Annotated in this window: 20 protein-coding genes, 1 tRNA gene and 1 pseudogene; 8 read left to right on the top strand and 14 right to left on the bottom strand. The window is 64.0% G+C overall.

Annotation, left to right across the window (positions count from 1 at the left end; all coding sequences use genetic code 11):
• Window positions 1-35: 35 nt before the first annotated feature.
• A complete protein-coding gene (locus P9255_RS04930; RefSeq protein ID WP_309789208.1) occupies window positions 36-1,775 on the top strand; it encodes an ABC transporter substrate-binding protein in 1,740 nt (579 codons plus the stop codon).
• Window positions 1,776-1,910: 135 nt separating this feature from the next.
• On the opposite strand, the gene P9255_RS04925 is transcribed toward P9255_RS04930, so the two are convergent.
• The 3 genes from P9255_RS04925 to P9255_RS04915 form a co-directional block, all read right to left on the bottom strand.
• Window positions 1,911-2,465 (bottom strand): hypothetical protein, encoded by a 555-nt coding sequence (locus tag P9255_RS04925; protein WP_309765801.1) that lies wholly within the window; start codon window positions 2,463-2,465, stop codon window positions 1,911-1,913.
• Between the two features lie 30 nt (window positions 2,466-2,495).
• Window positions 2,496-3,104 carry a hypothetical protein gene (locus P9255_RS04920; RefSeq protein WP_309789207.1) on the bottom strand — a complete coding sequence of 203 codons (609 nt, stop codon included), beginning with the start codon at window positions 3,102-3,104 and terminating at the stop codon, window positions 2,496-2,498.
• 66 nt (window positions 3,105-3,170) lie between these two features.
• A complete protein-coding gene (locus tag P9255_RS04915) occupies window positions 3,171-3,800 on the bottom strand; it encodes a hypothetical protein (protein ID WP_309765799.1) in 630 nt (209 codons plus the stop codon).
• Window positions 3,801-4,170: 370 nt separating this feature from the next.
• On the opposite strand from P9255_RS04915, the gene P9255_RS04910 reads away from it, so the two are divergent.
• From P9255_RS04910 to P9255_RS04900, 4 genes are all read left to right on the top strand, one after another.
• The gene (locus P9255_RS04910) at window positions 4,171-5,175 is read left to right on the top strand and encodes an NADP-dependent oxidoreductase (RefSeq protein WP_309765798.1); all 1,005 of its coding nucleotides are present in this window, start codon (window positions 4,171-4,173) and stop codon (window positions 5,173-5,175) included.
• 1,019 nt (window positions 5,176-6,194) lie between these two features.
• Window positions 6,195-7,118 (top strand): NAD(P)/FAD-dependent oxidoreductase, encoded by a 924-nt coding sequence (locus P9255_RS04905; protein ID WP_309765796.1) that lies wholly within the window; start codon window positions 6,195-6,197, stop codon window positions 7,116-7,118.
• A gap of 326 nt (window positions 7,119-7,444) precedes the next feature.
• Window positions 7,445-7,705, top strand: a complete 261-nt coding sequence (locus tag P9255_RS27270; RefSeq protein ID WP_404980255.1) for a DUF4148 domain-containing protein — start codon at window positions 7,445-7,447, stop codon at window positions 7,703-7,705.
• Between the two features lie 227 nt (window positions 7,706-7,932).
• A complete protein-coding gene (locus P9255_RS04900) occupies window positions 7,933-8,160 on the top strand; it encodes a hypothetical protein (protein WP_309765795.1) in 228 nt (75 codons plus the stop codon).
• 215 nt (window positions 8,161-8,375) lie between these two features.
• Here the strand turns inward: P9255_RS04900 and P9255_RS04895 are convergent.
• The 9 genes from P9255_RS04895 to fdnG all read right to left on the bottom strand — a co-directional run bounded on the left by P9255_RS04895 (window position 8,376) and on the right by fdnG (window position 20,499).
• A tRNA-Sec gene (locus P9255_RS04895) sits at window positions 8,376-8,471 on the bottom strand.
• Window positions 8,472-8,580: 109 nt separating this feature from the next.
• Window positions 8,581-9,204: a DedA family protein gene (locus P9255_RS04890; protein ID WP_309765794.1), complete on the bottom strand. Its 624-nt coding sequence runs from the start codon at window positions 9,202-9,204 to the stop codon at window positions 8,581-8,583.
• Between the two features lie 34 nt (window positions 9,205-9,238).
• Window positions 9,239-11,242: a VTT domain-containing protein gene (locus P9255_RS04885; RefSeq protein WP_309765793.1), complete on the bottom strand. Its 2,004-nt coding sequence runs from the start codon at window positions 11,240-11,242 to the stop codon at window positions 9,239-9,241.
• 38 nt (window positions 11,243-11,280) lie between these two features.
• Entirely contained in the window at window positions 11,281-13,209 is a 1,929-nt protein-coding gene (gene selB / locus P9255_RS04880; RefSeq protein WP_309765792.1) for a selenocysteine-specific translation elongation factor, read from the bottom strand.
• Window positions 13,206-14,645, bottom strand: coding sequence for an L-seryl-tRNA(Sec) selenium transferase (gene selA / locus P9255_RS04875; RefSeq protein WP_309765791.1), 1,440 nt, complete (start codon window positions 14,643-14,645; stop codon window positions 13,206-13,208). The genes selB and selA overlap by 4 nt, the downstream gene beginning before the upstream one ends.
• Window positions 14,642-15,643, bottom strand: a complete 1,002-nt coding sequence (gene fdhE / locus P9255_RS04870) for a formate dehydrogenase accessory protein FdhE (RefSeq protein ID WP_309765790.1) — start codon at window positions 15,641-15,643, stop codon at window positions 14,642-14,644. Before fdhE ends, selA begins: the two co-directional genes overlap by 4 nt.
• A 208-nt stretch (window positions 15,644-15,851) precedes the next feature.
• Window positions 15,852-16,502 (bottom strand): formate dehydrogenase subunit gamma, encoded by a 651-nt coding sequence (locus P9255_RS04865; protein ID WP_309765789.1) that lies wholly within the window; start codon window positions 16,500-16,502, stop codon window positions 15,852-15,854.
• Window positions 16,489-17,421, bottom strand: a complete 933-nt coding sequence (fdxH, locus tag P9255_RS04860; protein WP_309765788.1) for a formate dehydrogenase subunit beta — start codon at window positions 17,419-17,421, stop codon at window positions 16,489-16,491. Before fdxH ends, P9255_RS04865 begins: the two co-directional genes overlap by 14 nt.
• A 9-nt stretch (window positions 17,422-17,430) precedes the next feature.
• On the bottom strand, window positions 17,431-20,499 hold the full coding sequence (gene fdnG, locus P9255_RS04855) for a formate dehydrogenase-N subunit alpha (RefSeq protein ID WP_309765787.1): 3,069 nt from the start codon (window positions 20,497-20,499) through the stop codon (window positions 17,431-17,433).
• A 307-nt stretch (window positions 20,500-20,806) separates the two neighbouring features.
• On the opposite strand from fdnG, the gene P9255_RS04850 reads away from it, so the two are divergent.
• A complete protein-coding gene (locus P9255_RS04850; RefSeq protein ID WP_309765786.1) occupies window positions 20,807-22,069 on the top strand; it encodes a YihY/virulence factor BrkB family protein in 1,263 nt (420 codons plus the stop codon).
• 51 nt (window positions 22,070-22,120) lie between these two features.
• Here P9255_RS04850 and P9255_RS04845 read toward each other — a convergent pair whose 3' ends face one another.
• Window positions 22,121-22,345, bottom strand: a complete 225-nt coding sequence (locus P9255_RS04845; protein ID WP_309789206.1) for a hypothetical protein — start codon at window positions 22,343-22,345, stop codon at window positions 22,121-22,123.
• Window positions 22,346-22,361: 16 nt separating this feature from the next.
• Here P9255_RS04845 and P9255_RS04840 point away from each other — a divergent pair, with 16 nt between their 5' ends.
• Together P9255_RS04840 and P9255_RS04835 are read left to right on the top strand one after the other, a co-directional pair.
• Window positions 22,362-23,528 carry a porin gene (locus tag P9255_RS04840; RefSeq protein WP_309789205.1) on the top strand — a complete coding sequence of 389 codons (1,167 nt, stop codon included), beginning with the start codon at window positions 22,362-22,364 and terminating at the stop codon, window positions 23,526-23,528.
• A gap of 208 nt (window positions 23,529-23,736) precedes the next feature.
• Window positions 23,737-24,710, top strand: a pseudogene (locus P9255_RS04835) (glycerophosphodiester phosphodiesterase family protein).
• Between the two features lie 6 nt (window positions 24,711-24,716).
• Here P9255_RS04835 and P9255_RS04830 read toward each other — a convergent pair.
• A complete protein-coding gene (locus P9255_RS04830) occupies window positions 24,717-25,589 on the bottom strand; it encodes a proteasome-type protease (RefSeq protein ID WP_309765784.1) in 873 nt (290 codons plus the stop codon).
• Window positions 25,590-25,611: the final 22 nt, after the last annotated feature.

Genomic DNA, 25,611 nt, shown 5'->3' with positions numbered 1-25,611 from the left:
AGATCGAAGGGGCACGGCAGACACAGGAGAAGACCATGCATCAGAGGAGACGGATCGTCGCGCTGGCAGTGGCAAGTATCGTGTCGGGTGCCTTCGCGAGCCAGGCTCTGGCGGGCACGCCCGAGGCGCAGAAATGGGTGGACAGTGAGTTTCAGCCAAGCACGCTTTCGAAACAGCAGCAGATGGACGAGATGAAATGGTTCATCGACACAGCGGCGAAACTCAAAGCGAAAGGCGTCAAGGAAATCCATGTCGTGTCGGAAACCATCGACACGCATACCTACGAATCCAAGACGCTTGCCAACGCCTTTAGTGAGATCACCGGCATTCAGGTGAAGCACGACATCATTCAGGAAGGGGACGTCGTCGAGAAATTGCAGACCTCGATGCAGTCCGGGCAAAGCATTTACGACGGCTGGATTTCGGATTCGGACCTCATCGGCACGCACTATCGCTATGGCGTGATCGTTCCGCTGTCCGACTACATGGCAGGCGAAGGCAAGGAATATACGAACCCCGGTCTCGATCTGAAAGACTTCATCGGCACGAGTTTTACGACTGCGCCGGACAAAAAGCTCTATCAGCTCCCCGACCAGCAGTTCGCCAACCTCTACTGGTTCCGCGCGGACTGGTTTGCACGCAAGGACTTGCAGGACAAGTTCAAGGCGAAATACGGCTACGATCTCGGCGTGCCGGTCAACTGGTCCGCGTATGAAGACATCGCCGAGTTCTTTACGAACGACGTGAAGAACATCGACGGAGAAAAGGTTTACGGCCATATGGACTACGGCAAGAAAGACCCGTCGCTCGGCTGGCGCTTCACGGACGCATGGCTTTCCATGGCGGGCGCAGCCGACAAGGGCATTCCGAACGGCATGCCCGTCGACGAATGGGGCATACGCGTGACGCCGGACGGATGTCATCCGGTGGGCGCGTCGGTGTCGCGCGGCGGCGGAACCAACAGCCCGGCCGCAGTCTACGCTACGACCAAATACATCGACTGGCTAAAGAAATACGCGCCGCCAGAAGCGTCGGGCATGACTTTCAGCGAAGCGGGCCCTGTGCCCGCGCAAGGCCGGATCGCGCAACAGGTATTCTGGTACACCGCGTTCACGGCGTCGATGCTCAAGCCGGGCAACGTCACGAATGCGGACGGCACGCCGAAGTGGCGCATGGCGCCCTCGCCGCACGGCGCTTACTGGAAGGACGGCATGCAGAACGGCTATCAGGACGTCGGCTCGTGGACGTTCTTCAAGTTGACGCCGCCGAACCAGCGCGCTGCAGCGTGGCTATACGCGCAGTTCGTGACGTCTAAGAGCGTGTCGCTCAAGAAGTCGATTGTCGGTTTGACGTTCATTCGCGACTCGGATATTCATAGCGACTACTTCACGAAGAATGCGGACAAGTACGGCGGCTTGATCGAGTTCTATCGCAGCCCGGCGCGCGTCGCGTGGACCCCGACCGGCAACAACGTGCCCGACTATCCGAAGATGGCCCAACTCTGGTGGAAGAACGTCGGCACCGCCGTCGCCGGAGAGAAAACTCCGCAGGCCGCAATGGATAATCTTGCGAAGGAAATGGACCAGGTGTTGTCCCGTTTGCAGCGTGCAGGGATGAAGATTTGCGCGCCGGAGCTGAATCCGCAAAGCGATCCGTCCAAGTGGCTGTCCGACCAGCACGCGCCGTGGAAGGCGCTCGCCAACGAAAAGCCGAAGGGCGAAACAGTGAAATATGAGCAACTGCTGTCCGCGTGGAAGGCGGGCAAGGTGCGGTAAGTTTTCCGATGGCGTCGAGCGCTCTTAAGAACGGGCGGCACTGAATGGTGCCGCCTTTTTTCATGCCTTGCTGACCATGCGCGATGAGGGAGAAGATCATCGACGCGCCTCTGAATTGCGGCCTGCACGTGATCATCACTCTCCGACGTGTAGCGGTTCAGGATAGACATCGGTCAGGCCTAATGAATCACCCACAGCCCATTCAGGCTGCCCGGTCTCATCGACGTAATCGACACAGCGTCCCGAATAATCTATCGAGCGCACGGCTACCACTGTGGACGGTTCGTCCTTCGCAACATACAGAACTGCCTTTCCATCTTTTCGCTCGATCGCAGCCGGCCTCAGTGGTCCAAGCACGTAAGGAATGTACGGCGTTCCCGTGCAGGCCGCGCCGGAGTATGCAGGCGTCACCCCGCTCCACCTGAGCCTGGTGGCGGACTGTGAGCCGTCGGCGGCTTTTTCCAGCGCGAAGCCCACGAAAACCGGCGCACCGTTGATGTTCATGATGACGCCGCCATCGGACACGTCCCCCTTGGGACCATCTGCGATCACGCCTACGAGCTTGCCATTGTTGTCATAGAGCTTCGGAAGCGAGTGGCGTCGCTTGTGGGGCTGGCTTTCATCTGCAGACGTCACGCTTGCCATTGCCGCGAGCAGCGCCATGACGAACCATTTCGATAAGCCACTCATGTTCACCTCACGGTAATCACGTTACTTGTCTCACTCTCCGATTCTAAGAGGCTCGGGATAACGTTGAGTGAGATCGACGATGGTTTCCACAGGCCATGCTCTCGAGGCGAACAACGGTGGCCCATTCGTGCAGGACGCGGGGCTCAGCGGATTCACGCGAGAGGCGAAGCCGATTATCCGGGACTGCGTATCTTGTGCGATGTACAGAGAAGCCGAATTCCCCTTACGGGCGATTGCGCTCGGTCGATACGCACCGCGTTCGTAGTAGATGTAAGGCGTTCCCGTACAGTTATCGCCGGAGTATGCGAGACGCGGATACTGCCATGCGAATTCGCTATTGCTTAGCGGTTGTGTCTGTCCAAAGCCGCCTATTCGCGCGAATCCGGCGAAGACGAACACGCCGTTTATCTTCAGCGCGACCCCGCCGTCATAGTTGAGGCCGGATACATACAAGACGTCGCCGACGAGCGTGCCTCGGGCATCGTAAAGCCTTGCCTTGGGAGCGGAGTGATGGGATCTTTCCTCTTCGTCCCAGCGGTGCCTGTTGCCGTTACCCGGCCAGTCGTGGGCCATCGCATGGACGGCGGGCATGCAGGCAATGAGGAAGAGCACAAACGAGACCAACGGTCGGCGATACACTTGGCCACCTCGTGTCGAAGAAAACACCGCTGCTGAAAGAGCAAAGCAGTCAAACGCGAATCGACGTTACAACCCCACGCGCAGCGGTTCGGGATATCTATCCGACAAATCTATGGAGTTCTCGATTCGCCAGACCTTGTCAACGAATGGCGGGTAACCGCGATAGCAGTTCGTCCCTTCCCAGACCGACACGGTCGTATGGTCTTCGACACGCCCCTCGACAGCGATGTACAACGTGACATGTGCGTCGCGTCGGATAGCAGTCGCCGGCCGCAAAGGGGAGCCGGTGGAGGCGACATAAGGGGTGCCCGTACAGTCGGGGCCGTCATATCGGAGTGCGCCGACGCTCCACGCCATCCGGCTTGCGGATCGCGTGCCGGCATCGCCCGGAAGGCGCTCGAACGGCGCGGCGACGAGCACACCCTCCACGTTCAGCAAGACTGCGCCGCCGTCGCGATCGTCGCTACCGGTGACGATTTCACCGACTAGCCTTCCCCGTGCGTCGTACAGTTTCGGGACGATGCCATGCGCTCCCGAGACACGCGAAGAACTACTGTTGCGCTCGTATTCGTCGGGCTGTCGCAAGCTCGCGCCCTGCGCATGAGCGGTGACAGGCGCCAGCATGGTTGAAGCGCAGACCAGCGTACTCGTCAGCAACTTATGAAAGGATCGCCTGTTCACGATGCCCCCGCTCAACGCCCGCCTTGCTACATGTTATGCGTAACTTCTCTGGCGACCAAGAAAACCGCTGGCGACGCTTGCGATCGAACGCACAACCGAAGCTGCGCGTCGAAAGCACGATCGGTGATTGCGCTTGGGGTCGAGCGCGACACTGCAGCGCCCAGTCGACAGAACAGCGCAAAACGCCGTATCGGGGCCACGCATGCTGATAACGTCTATCATCGGAAACAAGATTCTTTCGTTGACTAGCAAGAGCGTGGCGAGGAGTGCCGTAAGAGACTTCGGCCGTCTGCAAAGTAAATCAACCGGAAAAAGCCGGTGAAAACTCCTCACGCTATGATCGACCGGCGGATGCATGAACCGCCCCTTCCACTGGAGAAAAAGCATGGCAGAAGCACAGCGCAATCGCCAGGTGCTACTTGTGTCCCGGCCTGAACGCGAAGCGACAACATCGAATTTCAAGCTGATTGAAACGCCGCTTGCGCCGTTGCAGGAAGGCGAAGTGCGCGTGCGAAATCACTATCTGTCGCTCGATCCGTACATGCGCGGACGCATGAGCGATGCCAAATCCTATGCCCCTCCGCAACCGTTGAACGAAGTGATGATCGGGGGGACCGTCGGTGAGGTGACTGAGTCGCGCAATCCGTCCTTCCGTGTCGGCGACAAGGTGGCCGGCATGTACGGCTGGCAGGAATACGGCACGTCGGATGGCAAGGAACTGCGTGTCGTCGATGCTTCGCGTGTGCCGCTGTCGGCCTATCTCGGCGCCGTGGGCATGCCAGGGGTCACGGCGTGGCTGGGACTGAACCGCATCATCGAGGCTAAGGCGGGAGAAACCATCGCCGTCAGCGCGGCCAGCGGCGCGGTCGGCAGCGTCGTCGGACAACTGGCGAAGGCTGCGGGCTGCCGGGCAATCGGCATTGCGGGCGGTGCAACGAAGTGTCGCTACGTCGTCGAGACGCTCGGCTTCGACGCCTGTGTGGACTACAAGGCAGGCAAGCTGCACGACGACCTCGAGGCCGCGGCGCCCGATGGCATAGACGGATACTTCGAGAATGTCGGCGGAGACGTGCTCGATGCCGTGCTCGCGCGGATGAACGCCCACGGACGCATCGCGTTGTGCGGCATGATCTCGGGCTACGATGGTCAACCCGTGCCGATCAAGGCGCCGACGCTGCTGCTCCGGCAACGGCTGAAGATTCAGGGTTTCATCGTGACGGAGCAGATGGACGTGTGGCCGCAGGCGCTCAAAGAACTGGGCGAGCGCGTCGCTGCGGGAAAACTTCACTTCCGCGAGACCATCGCGGAGGGCTTGGAGAACGCACCCGAAGCTTTCCTGGGGCTTTTGCGCGGGAAGAATTTCGGCAAGCAACTGGTCAAGTTGATCTAGCTGTTCGGCGACGCGCGCGGGCAGCTTAGCGCGCCGCGTCGGCCTTCGTACGCGGCTAATCCGGGGCTGGCAACGGCATCATCATCGGGCAGTTCGAGTGGCTCGAACACCTTCAGAACCGAATGAACTCTTCTTACTCAAAGAACAGTCATCGCGCCGGCCACTGATGATGAACGTCAGCAAGCAACAGCATCGTGAGCAAACGAGCCGTTGGAACCGCAGCCTTTCGCTTTGAGCGGCGGCTTGTTGCAACACTCATGCGCCCGATTCCGCTCGGGCATTGGAAAGCCGGTGCACTGAAAGTACTCTCGGCTCTCGACAGAGCGAACAGTGATACGCCGCCGGACCTGAGAGGTCAACTCTCAGCGGCGCATCTGCACGCATCCGGACGGCTGCACACGTTGTCATTCATTGGGCTGTCCCTGAGAGGTCGGGCTATCGCCTGGACCGAGTGAGTTTCCGCTTCCGCTGTGTCGCGCTTTGCCAGCATGCTCGGAATCGCGGCGCTGCTCTCTTGCTTCTCTTTGCTCTTTCGTTTCTTGGTCCGGCTGAGTGCCTTCAGTCATAATGCTGTCCTCGCATTTGGTCTGGCGATGCAACAGGCATTGCCTTGACTCGTGATGAGCAATGCACAAGCCTGATTAGGCGATGCGGTGCTAGCGCGTCGCGTGGACGGCGCGCGCCGGGGCACGCGAAATGCTTCGACTAGCGCAGAGCGCAATGCAGCGCTTTCGCAGAGAGGAGCAACGCATCGACGAACGCGAGGGGGCAGGCGTCAATAGCGCCCTTTTCTTGCAGATGGAACTGCCCTGTTCAACTCAAGCCACAGAACCGCTAACAGTTTGTGAGGCAGCAGAATTGAAACATCAAGCGGTTCCACCTGACGCCCGATAAGAACGCATACGCCTTCCAGTCATGACGCGATCACCCGAGCATGCGTGGCCTGCGAACTGCGCCCACTCACCGCTCACGTCGGCATGCAAAGAGCCCGACTATCAAGCCGTTGAACCAGGACACTCATGACGGATTCCATTGTTGATTGTGTCGTCGTCGGTGGCGGGCCGGCCGGACTGACTGCTGCGCTTTATCTCGCGCGATTCAGGCGCTCCACGATGGTCATCGATGCCGGGCAAAGCAGGGCATCGATGATCCCGATCGTGCGCAACCTCGCTGGCTTCGAGGGCGGTATCAGCGGAGAAGAACTTCTCGGGAAAATGCGTCGTCAGATCGCGTGCTACGAAGTATCGGTAGCCGAAGGACGCGTTAATGGAATCAGTGAGACAGACGGCAGGTTCATCGTCCGATACAGCAGCAAGCCGGATTCTTGCGAGCGCAGTGTGATCGCACATCGTGCGCTGGTAGCGTGTGGAATCCGCGACAGGCTCCCGCCGATCGACGAGGCCGTTCGACTGACCCAACGAGGGCTGCTCCGCTTCTGCGCCATATGCGACGGCTTCGAAGCGCAAGGCAAGCGAATTGCAATGCTCGGTCCCGCATCGCGTGCGCTGTCGCATGCCTTGTTTTTCCGCACCTTCTGTCGACAAGTCGCAGTCGTCGCACCTGATCTCGGTGTATTGACGCAAGAAGAATGTGCCACCGCGACGGAGAACGCCATCGATCTGATACCGACAGGTGCGCTGCAATCCCCGGACAGCACCGAGGGAGCACTAAGCGTTGTCTGCCGAAATGGCCGCCGTCACGTATTCGATGCGGTCTATCCGGTGCTCGGCTGCTTCCCGCAAGCAGAGTTATTGAGCGGCCTGAACGTCGAGCGAGACAGCGACGGCATGATCGTGACGGACAAGCAGCAGCGCACGAGCGTGAGCGGTCTGTTCGCTGCGGGGGATGCAGTGAATTCGCTGAATCAGATTTGCGTTGCAGTCGGTGAAGCTGCAATTGCAGCGATGGCGATCCATCGAAGCCTGCCCCCCAACCCGCTGTAAAGGCGCTGCGCGTTCGTATGTATGACGCGGCGGGAGCGCGGCGCTATAGCCATTCCTTTTTCGACCCATTGTGCGTCGAGTACACGCCGGGTCGCAGGCGCAGGTGTCTGTCCGTTCCTCGCAAAATAGTGCTGGTGGATTCGCCGAAAGACATTCTCGACGATGTGCGCTTATAGAGATTCGTCCCGTTTGCGCCCGGTTCGGTGCGGCCAAACCCGGATGCCAGGACGGCGGGCTGCACGAGTCATGTCACGAGGCACGGCGATTGCCTGGTTAGTGAGTGAGCGTGACCCATACGGCGCGACAACTTTGAATCCGGAGACTCGATGCGTGATAGCCAATTCGCCCGCTCGCTTAACGCAGTGCTCACGACTGTTGCAGTTATGTGCGCTGTCGCGGGATGTATCACTGGGGGCGACGCTTCGACGCGATCGCAGGTGCAGAAAGACCTCGCGACGTATCGTTGCGCCGGTTTCGATCCGGTCGCAGACGAGATCACCTATCCGGCTGACGTTGAGCGAGCTGAAGCCCGTGTCAACGCGGGTAAAGGCTGCGTTAGTGACCCGCATCCGGCGGTTCGTCCCTGACACCAATGGTCTTTCCCCGCAGACACGCAAGAGACGAAGCGCCGGCCAGCAATTCATAGTGATGCGAAGTAACTGGCGACGGAGCATGTTTTTCAGAGACAGCAATGGGTAGCGCGTACTTGATCGACCCCTTGGCACGGACTATCACGATAGTCGAGCGTGGAGACAGAACATCTCTTTCACCGGTTCACGCGCTGCTCGGATGTGAAGAGATAGAGCGATACTCCTTGGGCGGCGGCGACCTGCTATATGTCGGCCAGCAGCGGCCTGCGGGCGGCGGCGCATTCGTCTGTCACCTTTACCCGGACACCTCGTTCATCGGACGAGCACTATGGGTCGGCTCGAGCGCCGCAGGCGAAGAGGTCGACCCCGACATGCCGCTCGATGTCGCATCGGAAACGATCGTGTTCGTTAGCGGCGACTACCTCGATCAATCGCCCGGCGATGACCGGTAGCGCAACGGGGTTTGCCACTCGGCCAGGCGGCCGGGCCGCTGCTCTCGCCGAGCGCTCCACCCAGTGTTGATTGGATGCAACTGAACGCCCGAAGGGCAACGGCTGGCTCAAGGGAAACTTTTAGAAGTGGGTGTGTTCGCAAAGCAATAGCTGTCGAAACCGACATTCTTTGCTCAACGCACATAGGGATACCGCTGAAAGACCGCCAAGCCTTATGGCGGAAGGCAGCAGGAGTCGAACCTACCTGGGAGTGTCTGACACCCCCAACTGGGTTTGAAGCCCAGCCGCACCACCGGATACGAATGCCTTCCTCGAGCGCAGAAACGAGGATAAATAACAGCGCGAGCGTCGAATTATAACGGCGTCACGCTTATCGCATGCAGCGACACGCAGCAACATGCAGCGGCACGAGCGCAAGCATCAGCGCACATCGTCACCTGCGCTGTCCCGAGGCGGCCGACGCCGCAGCAAGCGGTACGCGAGGAACAACAACGCCAGCACGACGAGCAGATCGATCATCGTCGCGCCATGCGTCTGAAACTCGACGAGCGCCGCATGCAACTCTCGCTGAAAGAGCGCGCCGCCCAGCAGCCAGAACCCCGCCCACGCGACGATTCCCGCCGCGTCCCAGAGAAAGAACGCGGACGCGGCAATGCGCGTCGTGCCCATCAGCGGCGGAGTGACGAGCCCCAGGCCCGGCACGAACTTCGATACCGCGACGATCGGCACGCCGTACCGCTCGAACATATCGCTTGCCGTGCGCATCCCCGCATCGAACGCATAGGACCGGCGGGACAAAGCCGCCACCAGGCGCCGCCCGTAGAGCCGTCCCGCCGAGAACCAGACGGCATCGCCCGACAAGGCGCCGCTCACCGCCGCCAGCAACACATGCCAGAACGACAGCCGCCCGCTCGCAATCACCGATCCGGCGAACACGAGCAACGGCGCGGACGGCAGCGGCACGCCGAGGCGCGTCAGCAGAACGTTGCCGAACACCGCAGCCGCGCCCCACTGCGTAATCGCCGATGGCGGAATCTGGATCAACCGGCGCCTCCGCCACTCGGGCATCGTTGCACCATCATTTCGGCCTCGACTCGACGAGCATCACCGGCACGCTGCCGCATCCCGCGCTCGACGCAATTTCGATGCCGCGCCACGGCGATGCATCGCCATGATCGATCGCCATCGGATCCATGCGCCGGTCCGGACGCAACACGTTGAACGGCCACGACGGCCGCCGCAGCCGTTCATGCACGATCGAGCCGAGCCAGATCGGCGTCGGCGCCGCGCCCGAATGCTCGCGCACCGCATACGTCGTCGGCCAGAAGCGCAGCACGTCGCGTTGATCGGGTCCGCGCGGCGAGCGCGTGAACACGAGCTTCGACGGCTCGCCGTTGTTCAGGCGCGGCAGCGCGGGCAGCGCGGTCGCCGGCGCATCGGGCGACACCACCGACATCACGCTTTGCATCGTCACGCCGGTCACCTCCTTCCAGCCGCGGCTCGCCAGTTGCGCGCGTATCTGCGCGGGCGTCGCGGCCCATTGCACGGTGATCGGCTCGAGCCGGTCGCCATCGAGACTCGACCGATAGCAGGAGAACCTGCGCCACACCGTATCCATCCATTCGATCGGCGTGACGACGACCGTCGCGGGCGGCTTGCTATGCGCTTCGGTATCGTCGCTCACCTGCAGCGCCACGCTCGCGCACACGACCGTCAGCACCGCCAGCGGCATCAGTGGACGCGGCTTCGGCTTGCCCGGATTGCGCCACACGGCAGTCAGCGCGATCAGAAACACCCAGATCGCGGCGAGCGCGGCGCTGCCGAGCGCATCCGAAATGGTGAAGCGGCCGAAGTAGAGGCCCGCCAGCGCCACGGCGGTGACGATGCCCGATGCCGCCGTCGCGACGAACACGCCCGTCAGCATGCCCACGCGCCGCAGCAGCAAGAACGCCAGAAAGCCGTAAATGACCACCGTCGCCGCGAGATGACTGCTCGGGAACGTGCGGCCGGCAGGCGCGAACGACATCGGCAGCGGCTGATGCGTCGTGAAGCGGATCACCGCCACCAGCACTTGCGAGAACACGACCGCCACGAGCCAGTACGCCACCGTGCGCCAGCGCCGCTCGAGAATCATCCATACGATGACCATCGCGGCCAGCGCGAGCAGCGTCGGCATGCTGCCGAGCGCGGCGGCGGCATCGAGGATGGAGTCGGCCCACGTTGACCGGAACGATTGCAGCAGCCGATAAATCGACGCATCGACCTGCACGAGCGACGATCCGCGTGTCACGTTCGTCAGCACGTAGAAGAAGAGCACCGCCGACGCGAGCAGCAATACCGAGATCACGGCAATCAGCCCGGTCGCCGGATTGCCGGGATCGAGCGCGCGCGAGACGACGCGCGCCGTCACCCCCGGTTTCCGCTCCGCCCACGTCAGCAGCCATTCGCGAGAGGCGACCGTCCATTCCTTCGCATGCCACACGACGACGCGCGCGAGATTGAACACGAGCCACGCGAGCGCCGTCACCGCCACGAGAATGACGACCAGCCGGATCGACACCGCGCCCGCCAGTTCGATCGACGCGCCGAACACGACGCCGGGCAGCACATGCAGCGGCGCCCAGATCAGCGCACTCACGACGTTGACCACGAAGAAGCGCGCGGGCGGCATACCCGAAATCCCGGCGACGACCGGCACGACCGCGCGCATCGGGCCGACGAAGCGCGCGAGCACGACGCTCTTCGCACCGTGGGCCTCGAAGTATCGCTTGCCTGCGGCGAGCGCCCCCGGATGGCGCCGGAACGGCCACATTTGCGCGAGCGTATCGGCGTAGCGGGCGCCGAACCAGAAGCTCACGGCATCGCCGGCTATCGCGCCGAGAATCGCGCAGACCAATACCCAGCCGAGATTCAGCGCGCCCGCGCCGACGAGCGCACCCGCGACGAACATCGCCGTGCTGCCGGGAACGAAAGTGCCGACGAAGGCAAGAGATTCGAGAAACGACGCGAGCAGGACCACCGCGAGCGCCCACTCGGGATGCGCCGACATCAGATGCAGCAACTGGTAGTAGGCATGCTCCATCGTTCGCCTGGCCCGTTGAGCGGACCCGTGCGGCCGGTTCAGGCTGACTCGTGCCAGCGGCTGTCGGCGCGCAACAGGTGCAGGTCGCGGTGAAAACGAGTGTAACCAACCCTGTCGAAGAACTCCAAAACCTGGATCGCGCGCTTGCGGCCGAGCCCGGTCGCATCGCGAAACTCGGCCGCGCCGATTGCGTCGGCCGCGCCGTCGCGCGAGCGGGCGTTCTGCGCCGCGAGCCGCGCCAGTTCAGCGATGGATGCGCGCGAATAGAAGAGATCGCGCACGATCTGGAACAGGTCGCCGCGCCGCGCGAGCTTGCGCAACAGGCGGCGCATCGCGTCCTCGTCGGCGCCGTGTTCGCGAGCGAGGTCGCGCATCCACGGCGGATCGAAACGCCCCCGCTCGATCGACGCCAGCACCGCGCCGGCCAGCGCTTCTTCCGCGGCGTCGAGCGCCACCGTATGCGACGGCAGATGCAGCCACGGCCCGCTGCGCGCGATGGCACCGCTCGCGACGGCATCGTCGATGATCGCGCGCCACAGCGCATCGGGCGCGAGCGGCGCGGCCATGCGGCGAAGGCGCGCGGCGTCCGGGCCCTGCTCGTCGGGGAAGCGTTCATGGAAGGCGGCGAGCGCATCCGTCAGACGCGCGGCGAGCGCGTTCCAGTGCGCGGCGGCAATGAGGAGCGCGTCGTCGTGCAAGGGCACGCGGCGCAAGCCTTCCGGCAGCGCGACGGATTCCGCCGGCATCCCGCACAAGTGTTCGACGAGCGAGCGCGGCAGGCCGTACGGCGACTCGTGGAAGAGCGCATCGGCGCGGGCGGTGTCGAGCCAGTCGGCGAGCGCATCGAGCCACGCGCGGCGTTGCGGCGTGCGACGCTTGCGCGCGGGCGCGAACGGATCGAGCACGCGCCCGCCGCCGACCGTGCGGCTCGCCTGCGCATTACGCGCGATGAAGCGATCGCCCGGCAGCGCGCACACGGGCTGCTCGAAGACGAGCTGCACGCGCGCCGCCTGACCCGCCGCGAGCGTATCGCCGTCGAGCAGCGCGACATGCGCGACGCGATGCGTCGTGCCGAGATGCACGTGCAGCGGCGCCCAGTGCGTGAGCGTGATGCCCGCGTCGGCGAGCAGCGTGAGGTCGACATCGATCCGCTCCGACGCCCGCGCGATCCGCCCATCGACGATCCAGTCGCCACGCGAAAGCGCGTCCTTGTCGATGCCCGCGAGATTGAGCGCGCAGCGCTCGCCCGCGCGGCCCGATTGCGCCGCGCGGTTCTGCGCGTGGATGCCGCGCACGCGCACGGGCTCGCTGCTGTTCGGTCGCGGCGCGAGCGCGAGCATGTCGCCGACGGTCACGCGGCCCGCGAACACCGTCCCCGTCGCGATCGTGCCCTGCCCCGACAGCGTGAACACGCGGTCCACCGCCAGCCGGAAAAAGCCGTCGTCGCGGCGCATCGCCCAGTGAGCGGCGGCGTCGCGCAGATGCGTGTCGAGCGCGGCGACGCCCGCATCGTTCGCGGCGGTGGCGTCGGTATCGAAAAACGGTGCGTCGTGAAGCGGGGTGCCGGCGAGCAGCAAGCGGATCTGCGTGTGGACTTCGCGCACGCGGGCAACATCGACGCGATCGGTCTTCGTCACCGCGACCGCGCCGCGCGTCACGCCGAGCAACTGGAGAATGGCGAGGTGCTCGCGCGTCTGCGGCATCACGCCGTCGTCGGCGGCGATCACGAGCAGCGCGAAGTCGATGCCGCACGCGCCCGCCGCCATCGTATGCACGAGCTTTTCGTGGCCGGGAACGTCGATGAAACCGAGCATGCCGCCGCCGGCGAGCGGCACGTACGCATAACCGAGTTCGATGGAGATGCCGCGCGCCTTCTCTTCCTTCAGCCGATCCGTGTCGACGCCCGACAGCGCGCGCACGAGCGTCGTCTTGCCGTGATCGATATGTCCCGCCGTCCCGACGATCATGCGTCCTCGCCCTGCAACTGCGCGATGAATGCGGCTTCGTCGGTTTCTTCGAGACAACGCAGATCGAGCCACAGCGCGCCATCCGCGATACGCCCGATCACCGGCCGCGGCAATGCACGCAGCTTCTTCTCGATGCGGTTCATGTGACCGCCCGCGCGCTTGCCGTTCGCGAGCCTGACCGTCAGGCCGTAGCTCGGCAACACGTCGACAGGCAACGCGCCGCTGCCGATCTGGCTGAACATCGGCTCGGTCGTGACGATGAACGCATCGCCCGCCATGCGTTGCAGCGCGGGCCGGACGCGTTCCGCGGCGAGGCGCATGCAATCGGCCGGGCGCGTGAGCAGGCGCAGGGTCGTGAGACGCGTCTGCAGCGTTTCCGGCGATCGATACAGCCGCAGCACCGCCTCGAGCGCGGCGAGCGTCAGCTTGCCGACGCGCAGCGCCCGCTTCAACGGATGCTTCTTGATCTTCGCGATCAGCTCTTTGCGCCCGACGATCAGGCCCGCCTGCGGGCCGCCGAGCAGCTTGTCGCCGCTGAAGGTGACGAGGTCCGCGCCCGCCTCGACGGTTTCGCGCACGGTCGCCTCGCGCGGCAGGCCCCATTGCGTCAGATCGACGAGCGTGCCGCTGCCCAGATCGACCGCGACGGGCACGCCGCGTTCTCGCGCGAGCGGCGCGAGTTCCGCAGTGGTGACTTCCCTCGTGAAGCCGCTCATCGCATAGTTGCTGCAGTGGACCTTCATCAGCAGCGCGGTTCTCGCGTTGATCGCTTCTTCGTAATCCTTCGGATGCGTGCGATTCGTCGTGCCGACTTCGCGCAGCTTCGCGCCGGCGCGGCTCATGATGTCGGGAATGCGGAACGCGCCGCCGATCTCCACCAGTTCGCCGCGCGACACGATGACTTCCTTGCGGGGCGCGAGCGCCGACAGCGTCAGGAGCACCGCCGCCGCGTTGTTGTTGACGACGGTCGCGGCCTCCGCGCCGGTCAGTTCGCAGATCAGATCGTTGATGAGGTCGTCGCGGTCGCCGCGCGCGCCGGTATCGAGATCGAACTCCAGGTTCGCCGGACGCGTGAGGACGTCGGCCACCGCGCGCACGGCTTCATCGGGCAACAGCGCGCGGCCGAGGTTCGTGTGCAGCACGGTGCCGGTCAGATTGAACACGCTCTTGACGCGGCTTTGCGCATGCTTCGCGAGCCGCAGACTGACCGCGTGGCCGAGCATCGTCTCGGTGAGGGCATCGACGGATGCGCGGCCGGCTTGCGCATCGGCACGCCAGGCGTCGAGCGTCGCGCGCAGCATCGCGAGCGTCTGCGTGCGCCCGTAATCGGCGATGAGCGGCTCGAACACCGCCGACGCCAGCACGCGCTCCACCGATGGCACACGCGCCATCAGCGCGCGCAATTCGCCTCCGTCGCCGCCGGTGACATCGCTCATCGGTCGTGTTCCGCTTCGTCCGCAGCGCGCGTCTGCTCCGGCCACAGCCACGGATGCGGCGACGCGCGCTGGAAACCGGCATCGCTCATCAGCAGGTCGAGCGTGAGGCTCGCGAGGTCATCGGCGAAGGGCTCGAAGTCGTAGGCCTTGTCCTGATAGCCGATCTTGCGGTAGGTGCCGCATTCGTCGCACGACTCGGCCTTGAGCGGCGCGTTCCGCGCGCGTTCGGCTTTCGCCTGTTCGTCCTCGGCGGATGGTTCGGCGGCGTCCATCGCGTGATAGGCGATGCCCTTCGTCGAATCGCAATTCGAGCACTTCGCGCGGACGACGTGCCATTCGGTCGTGCACAGGCCGCATTGCACGTAGCGATACCCGTCGTGCGTGCCGCCGATGCGCACCACGCTCGCGACCGGCATCGTGCCGCAGACGGGGCAGACGCCGGGCGCGTCCACATACGGCACGTCGCTCGCTGCGATGCGGCTCGCGACATCGGTCCACAACACCTGCAGCGCCGCCATGATGAACGGCGCGCCGGCAGGCTCGATGTCCGCGAAACGCAGCGCGAGGATGGCGTCGGCCTGGGCGTCGAGCGCGGCGGCTTCGGTCGTGCGCAGACGCGCGACGAGCTGCGCAAGCGCGGGCGTGAGCGCGCCCGCCGTCTCGATGCGATCGAGCAGCATGAACAGCACGTCGCGCCAGGCGGGATCGCGCGCATCGGTGAGCGCGGGAACGATGGGCATCGAATGCCGCTGATTGAGCTCGATGGTTTCACGCGACGGCATCGGCGCGGTGAAATCGGCGAGCACGCGTTGCTGCGCATCGGCGAGCGCGGCCATCAGGCGCAGATAACCCGCGATGGGATTGCTTGCATCGGCGAGCTGGCGCAGGCGCGTGGCGCGCGCGCTGAACACCGTCGCGCGTTCCGGCATGCGCAGCCGGGGAATGGCCGACGGATCGAGCGATTCGATCTTGCCGGCTTCGAGTATGCGTTGAACCACTTGGGTGTGTCCTCAGAGTGCCTGGCGCGGCGCGGCATCGGCCACGCGCTTGTCGGCCAAGCATATCAGCTAAATCGAACGCGATCAGACCACGGAAAACGCAGCTCTGGCTGATCGCGGAGATGAACGATCCCGCAAAAAAAGAACCGCTCGTCTGAGTTGAAGCACGAGCGGTTCAGTTGACTTCCTCGGCGTCGGGATCAGACGCCTACTTCCCGATGATCTCCCTGAACCACCGCGGATGGTGCTTGCGCGCCCATCCATAGGTGACCGTGCCGCGCACCATCGCGCTGATCGAGCCTTTGATCCACAGTCCCGCATAGATGTGGATGATGATGGACAGGATCAGCACGAAGGCCGTCGCCGCGTGGACTACCGCCGCGAGACGAATCACCGTGATCGGGAAATAGAACGCGAAGTACGCGCGCCAGATCACGACACCCGACGCCAGCAGCAGCAGGAGACTCACGACCATCACGTAGAACACGAGCTTCTGACCGGCGTTGTACTTGCCGATCTCGGGCAGGCGGTCTTCGCGATTGGCAAGCACGTCGTCGATCTGCTTCATCCACTGGACGTCGCTCTTGTCCATGCGGTTGTGATGCCACACGCGCAACGCCAGCACGAGGAACGACAGGAACATCACGCAGCCGATGAACGGATGCAGGATGCGCGTCCACTGCCCGCCGCCGAGCACGGCATAGAGCCATGCCATCGACGGATGAAACATCGCGAGCCCGGACAGCGCGAGCAGAACGAAGCTGATCGCGGTGATCCAGTGGTTCGTGCGCTCGTTCGGCGTGTAACGCACGATCAGGCGGTTGCCCCGCACGTCGCGCAATTCGCTATCGTGTTTCATTCGAACGCTCCCTTTCCTTGCGTGCATCGTCGGCTTCGCGCTGAGCTTCGGCTTCCTCTTCCGCCGTCACTTCGTTCGGACCGACACGCGTGTAATGGAAGAATCCGGCGAGCGCGGCGAGCGCCATGCCCGCGACCGCGAGCGGCTTCGTCACACCCTTCCAGACCGACACGAGCGGACTGATCTTCGGATTCTCGGCGAGCCCGTGATACAGCCCCGGCTGATCCGCATGATGCAGCACGTACATCACATGCGTGCCGCCGACGCCCGCCGGGTTGTACAGACCCGCGTTCTCGAAGCCGCGCTCCTTCAGGTCTTCCACGCGAGTCTCCGCCTGCTCGATCATGTCCGCCTTGGTGCCGAACATGATCGCGCCGGTCGGACACGTCTTGACGCACGCGGGCTCCTGACCGACCGCCACGCGATCCGAACACAACGTGCACTTGTAGGCGCGGTTGTCTTCCTTCGAGATGCGCGGAATGTTGAACGGGCAGCCGGTCACGCAATAGCCGCAGCCGATGCAGTTTTCCTCGTGGAAATCCACGATGCCGTTCGTGTACTGAACGATCGCGCCCGGCGACGGGCACGCCTTCAGACAGCCCGGGTCCTCGCAGTGCATGCAGCCGTCCTTGCGGATCAGCCATTCGAGGTCGCCCTTCGGGTTCTCGTACTCCGTGAAACGCATCACCGTCCACGAGTGTTCGGTGAGATCGCGCGGGTTGTCGTAGACGCCGGTCGTATGACCGACGTCGTCGCGCAAGTCGTTCCACTCCATGCACGCCGTCTGGCAGGCCTTGCAGCCGATGCACTTGGACACGTCGATCAGCTTGGCGACGGTGCCCGTTACCGGCTCCCGGATCTGCGGCGGCGGCGTGGTGGTGGCGGAGACGCGCTTGATATCGAGCGATTGCAGAGCCATCTCTCCCCCTTAAGCCTTTTCGACCTTCACGAGGAACGACTTGAACTCCGGCGTCTGCGAGTTCCCGTCGCCCACGGAAGGCGTCAGCGTGTTGACGAGATAACCCGGCTGCGTCAGGCCCTTGAAGCCCCAGTGCAGCGGCAGGCCGACGGTTTGCACCTTCTTCCCCTCCACGGTCAGTGGTTTGATGCGCTTGGTGACGAGCGCCACCGCGACGATGTGCCCGCGATTGCTCGACACCTTCACGCGGTCGCCCGCGACGACGCCGACTTCCTTCGCCAGGTCCTCGCCGATCTCCACGAACTGCTGCGGCTGCACGATCGCATTGAGCTTCACGTGCTTGGTCCAGTAGTGGAAATGCTCGGTCAGGCGATACGTCGTGGCGGTATGCGGGAACTTGTCCGCCGTGCCGAACTGCGCCCGGTCGTCCGGGAACACGCGGGCGGCCGGATTGCTCGTGGCCATCTTGTTGTCCGGGAAGAACGGGTTGTAGCCGAGCGGCGTCTCGAACGGCTCGTAGTGCGCCGGGAAGGGTCCTTCGTTCATGCCGTCGCGGGCGAAGAAACGCGCCACGCCTTCCGGATTCATGATGAACGGATTCATCCCGTTTTCGGGCGGCTCGTCGACCTTGAAGTCCGGTACGTCCGCGCCCGACCACGTCTTGCCGTTCCAGCCGATCAGCTTGCGCGACGGATCGAACGGCTTGCCGTTCACATCGCACGATGCGCGGTTGTACAGCACCCGGCGATTGACCGGCCACGCCCATGCCCAGTTCAGCGTCTGGCCGATGCCCGTCGGGTCGGAGTTGTCGCGGCGGCCCATCTGATTGCCGGCCTGCGTCCACGCGCCGCAATAGATCCAGCAGCCGCTCGCGGTCGATCCGTCGTCGCGCAGTTGCGCGAAGCTCGAGAGCTGCTCGCCCTTCTTCGCCAGCACCTTCGTCTTGTCGGCGACATCGGTGACGTCGGCGAGCGCGCGGCCGTTGAATTCCATCGCGAGTTCTTCGGGCGTCGGACTCTCCGGATCGGAGTACGGCCACGTCATCTTCAGGATCGGATCGGCATACGCGCCGCCGTTTTCCCGATACGCCTCTCGCAGGCGCAGCCACAGACCCGACATGATCTCGATGTCGCTGCGCGCTTCGCCCGGCGGCTGCGCGCCCTGCCAGTGCCACTGCAGCACGCGCGACGAACTCACGAGCGAGCCGCGCTCTTCCGCGAAGCACGTCGTCGGCAGACGGAACACTTCCGTCTGAATCTGCGACGCATCGACGTCGTTGAACTCGCCGTGGTTCTTCCAGAACTCGGAGGTTTCCGTCGCGAGCGGGTCCATGACGACGAGATACTTCAGCTTCGACAGGCCGAGGCCGATCTTCGCCTTGTTCGGCGCGGCGGCGAGCGGGTTGAAGCCCTGACAGAAGTAGCCGTTCATCTTCCCTGCGGCCATCAGTTCGAAGGCTTGCAGCAAGTCATAGGACTTGTCGAGCTTCGGCAGGAAATCGAAACCGAAGTTGTTCTCGGCGGTCGCGTTGTCGCCCCACCAGGACTTCATGAAGCTTACATGGAACGCGCGATAGTTCTTCCAGTAGCTGAGCTGGTTAGGCCGCAGCGGCTGGGTCGCGCGCTTCGTGATGTACTCCTCGTAGTCCTGCTCGGCTTCCATCGGCAGCGTCATGTAGCCGGGCAGCAGGTTCGACATCAGGCCGAGGTCGGTCAGCCCCTGGATGTTCGAGTGCCCGCGCAGCGCGTTCATGCCGCCGCCCGCAATGCCGATGTTGCCGAGCAGAAGCTGGACCATCGCGCCCGTGCGGATCATCTGCGCGCCGACCGAGTGATGCGTCCAGCCGAGCGCGTAGAGGATCGTGCCGGCGCGATTGGTCGCGGCGGTCGACGCCAGCATCTCGCAGACCTTCAGGAACTTGTCGGTCGGCGTGCCGCACACCTTCGTCACCATTTCCGGCGTGTAGGCGGCGTAGTGCTGCTTCATCAGGTTGTAGACGCAGCGCGGATGCTGCAAGGTCGGATCCACCTTCACGAAGCCGTCGTCGCCGCGCTCGTAGTCCCAGCTCGTCTTGTCGTACTTGCGCTTTTCGGCGTCGTAGCCGGAGAACACGCCGTCCTTGAACGCGAAGTCCTCGCGCACGATGAACGACATGTCCGTGTAGTTCTTCACGTACTCGTGCTGGATCTTGTCGTGCGTCAGCAGATAGTTGATGACGCCGCCAAGGAAGGTAATGTCCGTGCCGGTACGGATCGGCGCGTAGAAATCCGCAACCGATGCCGTGCGCGTGAAGCGCGGATCGACAACGATCAGCCGCGCCTTCCTGTGCGCCTTCGCCTCGGTCACCCATTTGAAACCGCACGGGTGCGCCTCGGCCGAGTTGCCGCCCATGACCAGAATCACGTCCGCGTTCTTGATGTCGACCCAATGGTTCGTCATCGCTCCACGGCCAAACGTCGGGGCAAGACCTGCCACCGTCGGGCCATGTCAGACACGCGCCTGATTGTCGAATGCGAGCATGCCAAGACTGCGGACAGTCTTGTGCGTCAGATAACCGACTTCATTGCTGCCCGCCGACGCCGCGAGAAAACCCGTGCTGAGCCAGCGGTTGACCGTCTTGCCGTCCGGCGTCTTCTCGACGAAGTTCGCGTCGCGGTCCGCCTTCATCAGCTTCGCGATGCGGTCGAGCGCCTCGTCCCATGACATGCGCTTCCACTCGTTCGAGCCCGGCGCGCGATACTCCGGATGCAGCAGCCGGCTCGGGCTGTGGATGAAGTCGATGAGCGATGCGCCCTTCGGGCACAGCGTGCCGCGATTGACCGGATGGTCCGGGTCGCCTTCGATATGGATGATGCTGGCCTTCGCGTTCTTGGCGTTGTCGCCCAGGCCGTACATCAGGATGCCGCAGCCTACCGAGCAATACGGGCAGGTGTTGCGGGTTTCAGTGGTGCGCGACAGTTTGTATTGGCGGACTTCGGCGAGCGCGGGTGCCGGAGAGAAGCCCAGTGCAGCCAGGCTCGATCCGGCGAGCGTGCTCGCGGAGACCTTGAGGAACTGTCGCCGTGACATTTGCGGCATGATTGCCTCGGCGCGTCGTATTAGTGGGGTGGTCTGGATTATAGGTACGCGATACGGCCCCCGATGCTTCGCCTTACGTGGGGATTTCACCGGGAAAGCCGACCGTTTCTTTGCCGCGACGCACGGCGCGTGCGTCTCGAATTGCGGCAAAGGCGGGATCATATCAATGAACTTAAGCGAACGCTTAGGTCCGCGTTGCTGCGGATTGGAACGAAACCTGCTCGATCGGTTGCATTTACCGCAAGCGGGCGGCAGCGCGACGCCGGACCCTTGCCGATACTGACCCGATGCCGCCGAGAGGACCGCGATGAGCTCCGTTTCCACGCAAAAAATAGAGGCAGCCGTCAGGAAAGATGCGTCGTGGGCGCTCAATGCGCTCAAGCAGTTTTCCGAGAACCGCTGCGCCGCGATGGCCGCGAGCATCGCGTTCTACTCGGCCTTTTCGCTCGCGCCGACGCTCGTCATGGTTATCGCCGTCGCGGGCTGGGTGTTCGGACCGGAAGCCGCGCGCGGACAGCTGTTCCATCAGGTCAACGGGCTGATCGGCGATCAGGCGGCGGCGGGCGTGCAGAGCATCGTCGAGAACGCGCATCGCAGCGGCGGCACGGGAATCGCCGCGATCATCTCGTTCGTGCTGCTGGCCGTGGGCGCATCCGCGACATTTTCATCGCTGAATACGGCGCTCAACATCGTCTGGCCGCTGACGGGCGAGCAACGCTCGAGCGTCATGGCGATGGTTCGCGTGCGGCTCGTGTCGTTCGGGCTCGTCCTGGGCGTCGCGTTCCTCCTGATCGTCTCGCTCGTGCTCGATACGGCGATTCAGGCGGTCGGCATGTGGCTGTGGGGCGATTCGCCGTTCGTCATCATCGGCGATATCGTGCAACTGGTCGTGGGCCTCGCGATTCTGTCTGTCGCGTTTGGCGCGCTGCTCAAGTTTCTGCCGGACGCGCCCGTTCAATGGCGCGATGCGCTCGTCGGCGGGCTCGTCGCGGCGCTGCTGTTCTCCGCCGGGAAAAAGCTTTTCGCGTTCTATCTCACGCACGCGGGCACGGCGAGCGCGTTCGGCGCGGCCGGATCGCTCGCGGTGCTGCTGATGTGGCTCTACTTCTCGGCGGCGGTGCTGTTGCTCGGCGCGGAGTTTTCGGCGGCGCGGGCGCGGATGCACGATCCGCGCGGCCCCGGCGGCGTTCAGAGCGGCGCTCGCGTGCCGCCCGGCAGCCGCGCGAAGATCGGCTCGATGCTCGCGGGGTCGACGCGCGTCGGCGTACCGGCGGCTGCGGAGCAAGCTCTGCCGCGACCCGTTGCCGCCCCTGGCGCATCCGCGGACCCCGCACCCCGGCGCGACAAAGCATCGGCGATGGCGCGGGCGCTGGAAGTGTCGCGCAGAATCGCGCGGGCCGAATCGACGGCGACGCGCGCGACCGCTATCGCGATGGTCGGCGCGGGCCGCAAGGCGTCGAATGCGAACGCGGCGGTGAAACGGCACCCGTGGCGCGCGGTGCTCGTCGCGGCGAGCGCGGGCATGGCGGTCGCACTGCTTTCGAAGCGGGATGGGCCGCCGAGAAAATGACGAATCGCTAAAGCCGGATCGCGCGTTCGCCGTTTATCACTGAAATCGTTATCAATCGATGGCGGGAAGAAATACCGCCCGACCGTCGGGGAAACTCCCGCGGAACTTTCCATCGCTGTGACTGTCGTCGCGAAAACAACTGCCGAATTGCCGCAGATCGTTCGTGGGCGGGCGTTCGGCAACGGTGTCTGTTTTTCGAGACACTCTATTTTTTTCATTTTTTAAGTTACGAAACGTTGCGTTATTCTCTGCGCCGGTAACAACGATATTAATCATTGGCGTGGAGAATTCGATGAAACGATTCGCACTGACGTCCCTCTCGCTGGCCTTGCTCGGCGCAGCTGGCGCAGCACAGGCACAAACGAGCGTGACGCTGTATGGCGTGATCGATACCGGCCTGGCCTATGTGATCCACGCCAATCCGGCTGGCGACCATCTGTTCGGCATGGTCAACGGCACGCTGTCCGGTCCGCGCTGGGGCTTGAAGGGTCAGGAAGATCTGGGCGGCGGTCTGAAGGCGCTGTTCCAGTTGGAAAGCGGCTTCGATCCGGGCACGGGCCGTCTGAACCAGGGTGGCCGCGAATTCGGTCGTCAGGCATTCGTCGGTTTGAGCGGCAACCAGTGGGGTACGGTCACGCTGGGTCGTCAATATGACCCGTCGGTCGACATGGTTCAGGGCCTCACGGCTGACAACTACTGGGGCGCAGCGTTCGCCACCCCGGGCGACGTCGACAACTACGACAACAGCCTGCGCGTGAGCAACGCCGTCAAGTACGTTTCGCCGGTGTTCTCGGGCTTCCAGTTCGAAGGCATCTACGGTTTCAGCAACCTGGCGGGCACCACCGGCCAGGGCCAGACCTGGGGCGGCGCGGTCACGTATAACAACGGTCCGTTCGGCCTCGCAGGCAGCTACCTGTACGTGAACAACCCGAGCGCAAACCGCGCGACCGGCTGGAACAGCCCGTCGTCGGATTCGCTGTTCAACAGCGTCATCAACAGCGGCTACTCGACGGCTCACGCGATCGGCATCGCACGCGGCGCCGGCCAGTACGTGTTCGGCCCGTTCACGGTCGGCGCATCGTACAGCTTCGCGCAGTACAAGAACGACGGCAACTCGCTGTTCCAGACGCAAGAGAAGTTCAACGTCGGCAACGCGTTCGTGAACTTCCAGCTGACGCCGGCTACGCTGCTGGGCCTCGGCTACACGTACACGCACGCAAGCGGCGACACGTCGGCGAACTACCACCAGGTCAGCCTGGGCGCCGACTACGCCCTGTCGAAGCGCACCGACGTCTACGCTGTCGGCGCGTACCAGCACGCAAGCGGCACGCAGCGCGTGACGAACGCGGACGGCACGACGTCAACGGTCGGCGCAACGGCTTCGATCAGCGACTTCGGCTTCGACAGCGGCCGCAGCCACCAGGAACTCGTCCTGATCGGCCTGCGCCACAAGTTCTAAGAAGAACCGACAACCGCCAGACGCGGCACGCGAGTGCCGCGTCAGCGGACAGCAGCACCTCGAACAGCCATCGGTTTCCGATGGCTGTTTTTTTTGCGCCTTCCATCTCGCTTGCGATGATTTGCCGCTCGCAACCGTTCAGGCGAGCCGAGCCGCGCGAGCCCCTGCACAATGACTCGCTCGATCCTCGTGCTGCGGAGTGTTCCGGATGGCTTCACGTGCGCTTGCTTCACTCTGGCATTGCGCCATCGCCGCACTCATGTCCGGCTGTGCGTCTCAGGCTCTCACGCCTCCTTCCGGCCCTCGTCTGCCGATGATCGTCGCGCATCGCGGCGGCGCGGCCGATTTCCCGGAGAACACCTTGCTCGCGATCAGCGGCGCGCTGGAACATCGTGCCGACGCGATCTGGCTCTCCGTCCAGCTCACGCGCGATGGCGTGCCGGTGCTGTATCGCCCGGCGTATTTATCGGCGAATACGGACGGCGAAGGGGCGGTCGCGAACATGGACTTCACGGCACTTGCCCGGCTGAACGCGGGCTTCGGCTTTGCACGCATCGATGCCAGCGGCGCGAAGACGTATCCGTACCGCGCGCATCCGCTGCGCATTCCGACGCTCGCCGAGGCGCTCGCCGCCATTCCGCCGTCAACGCAGGTCATGCTCGACATGAAAGCTTGCCCGCCGACCGGCAGGCGGCGGCCGTGGCCCGCGTGCTCGATGAGGCGAACGCGTGGAATCGCGCGCTGCTGTATTCGACCGATGCGGCGTATCAGACGGCGTTTGCGGCGTACCCTCACGCGCGCCTGTTCGAATCGCGCGATACGACCCGCAGCCGGCTTGCCGGCGTCGCGCTGGCGCATGACTGCAACGCGCCGCCGCCCGGCACATGGGCCGCGTTCGAGTGGGCGAGAGAAATGGAGCTGGTCGAGGCGTTCACGCTGGGCGAAGCACGTTCGCCGGTGAATGCGAAGCTATGGACGCCGCAAGCGATGGCCTGCTTCCGCGCGCGCGGCGAGACGCATGTCATGGCGATCGGCGTCGGCGATGCGCGGGCTTATCGCGCTGCCGCGTGTCTTGGCATTGACGCGGTCATGGTGGATTCCCCGCGCACGATGCAGGCGATCAGAGCGCGCATCGCCGGGACGCTGCAATGCGCGGACGGCGCTTCTGAAGCACGTTTCTGAAGCGCGTTAGTCCTGCGGCGCGTTGCCCGGCGCCTCGACGTCCTGTGCGAGCGTCTGAGCGGGCGCATCCGACCCGCCGGGCGGCAGATCGCCGATGACGAGCCGCGGCACCGTTGCGCGCGTCTCGCGCGGACGCAGCGGCACGTCGGCGAGATCGGTCCACGATGGGTTCGGAATCTCCCCGAAAAGCTGCCGCAGCCGCTCGCCCCAACTGCGGTTGATCATCTGGTAGTAGGCGCTGTTGTTGTCGAGCGTGGCGAAGCGCGTGACGCGCAGCGAATCCTTCTCGTAGACGAGCAGATCGAGCGGCAGACCGACGGAGAGATTCGAGCGCAAGGTCGAATCCATCGAGATGAGCGCGCATTTGGCGGCTTCGTCGAGCGGGGATGCGGGCGTGATGACGCGATCGATGATCGGCTTGCCGTACTTCGATTCGCCGATCTGAAAATACGGCGACACGCGCGTCGATTCGATGAAATTTCCGGCCGCGTAGACCATGAACATGCGCGGGCCCTGCCCCTCGATCTGCCCGCCGAGGATGAAGCTGCAATTGAAGTCGACGCTGAATTCCGCGAGCGACATGGCGTCGCGCCGATGCACCTCGCGCACCGCGTCCCCGACGATGCGCGCGGCCTCGGCCATCGTCGCGCAGTTGTAGAGCGTTGGCGCGTCGGGGCCAGTGGGCTCGGCGAGCAGTTGCGTCACGGCCTGCGTCAGCGCGAGATTGCCTGCTGCGAGCAGCACGATCACGCGTTCCCCCGGCTGCTCGAAAACGGCCATCTTGCGAGCGGCGCTGACGTGGTCAACACCGGCGTTGGTGCGCGTGTCCGACAGGAACACGAGGCCCTCGTCCACGCACATGCCCACGCAGTAAGTCATGTCGATATACCTAGAAAATCAG

It is taken from the genome of Caballeronia sp. LZ019 (genome assembly GCF_031450825.1).
GTDB lineage: Bacteria > Pseudomonadota > Gammaproteobacteria > Burkholderiales > Burkholderiaceae > Caballeronia.
The sequence above is the reverse complement of the archived record's forward strand: the minus strand, read 5'-3'. Positions and strand labels throughout refer to the sequence as shown.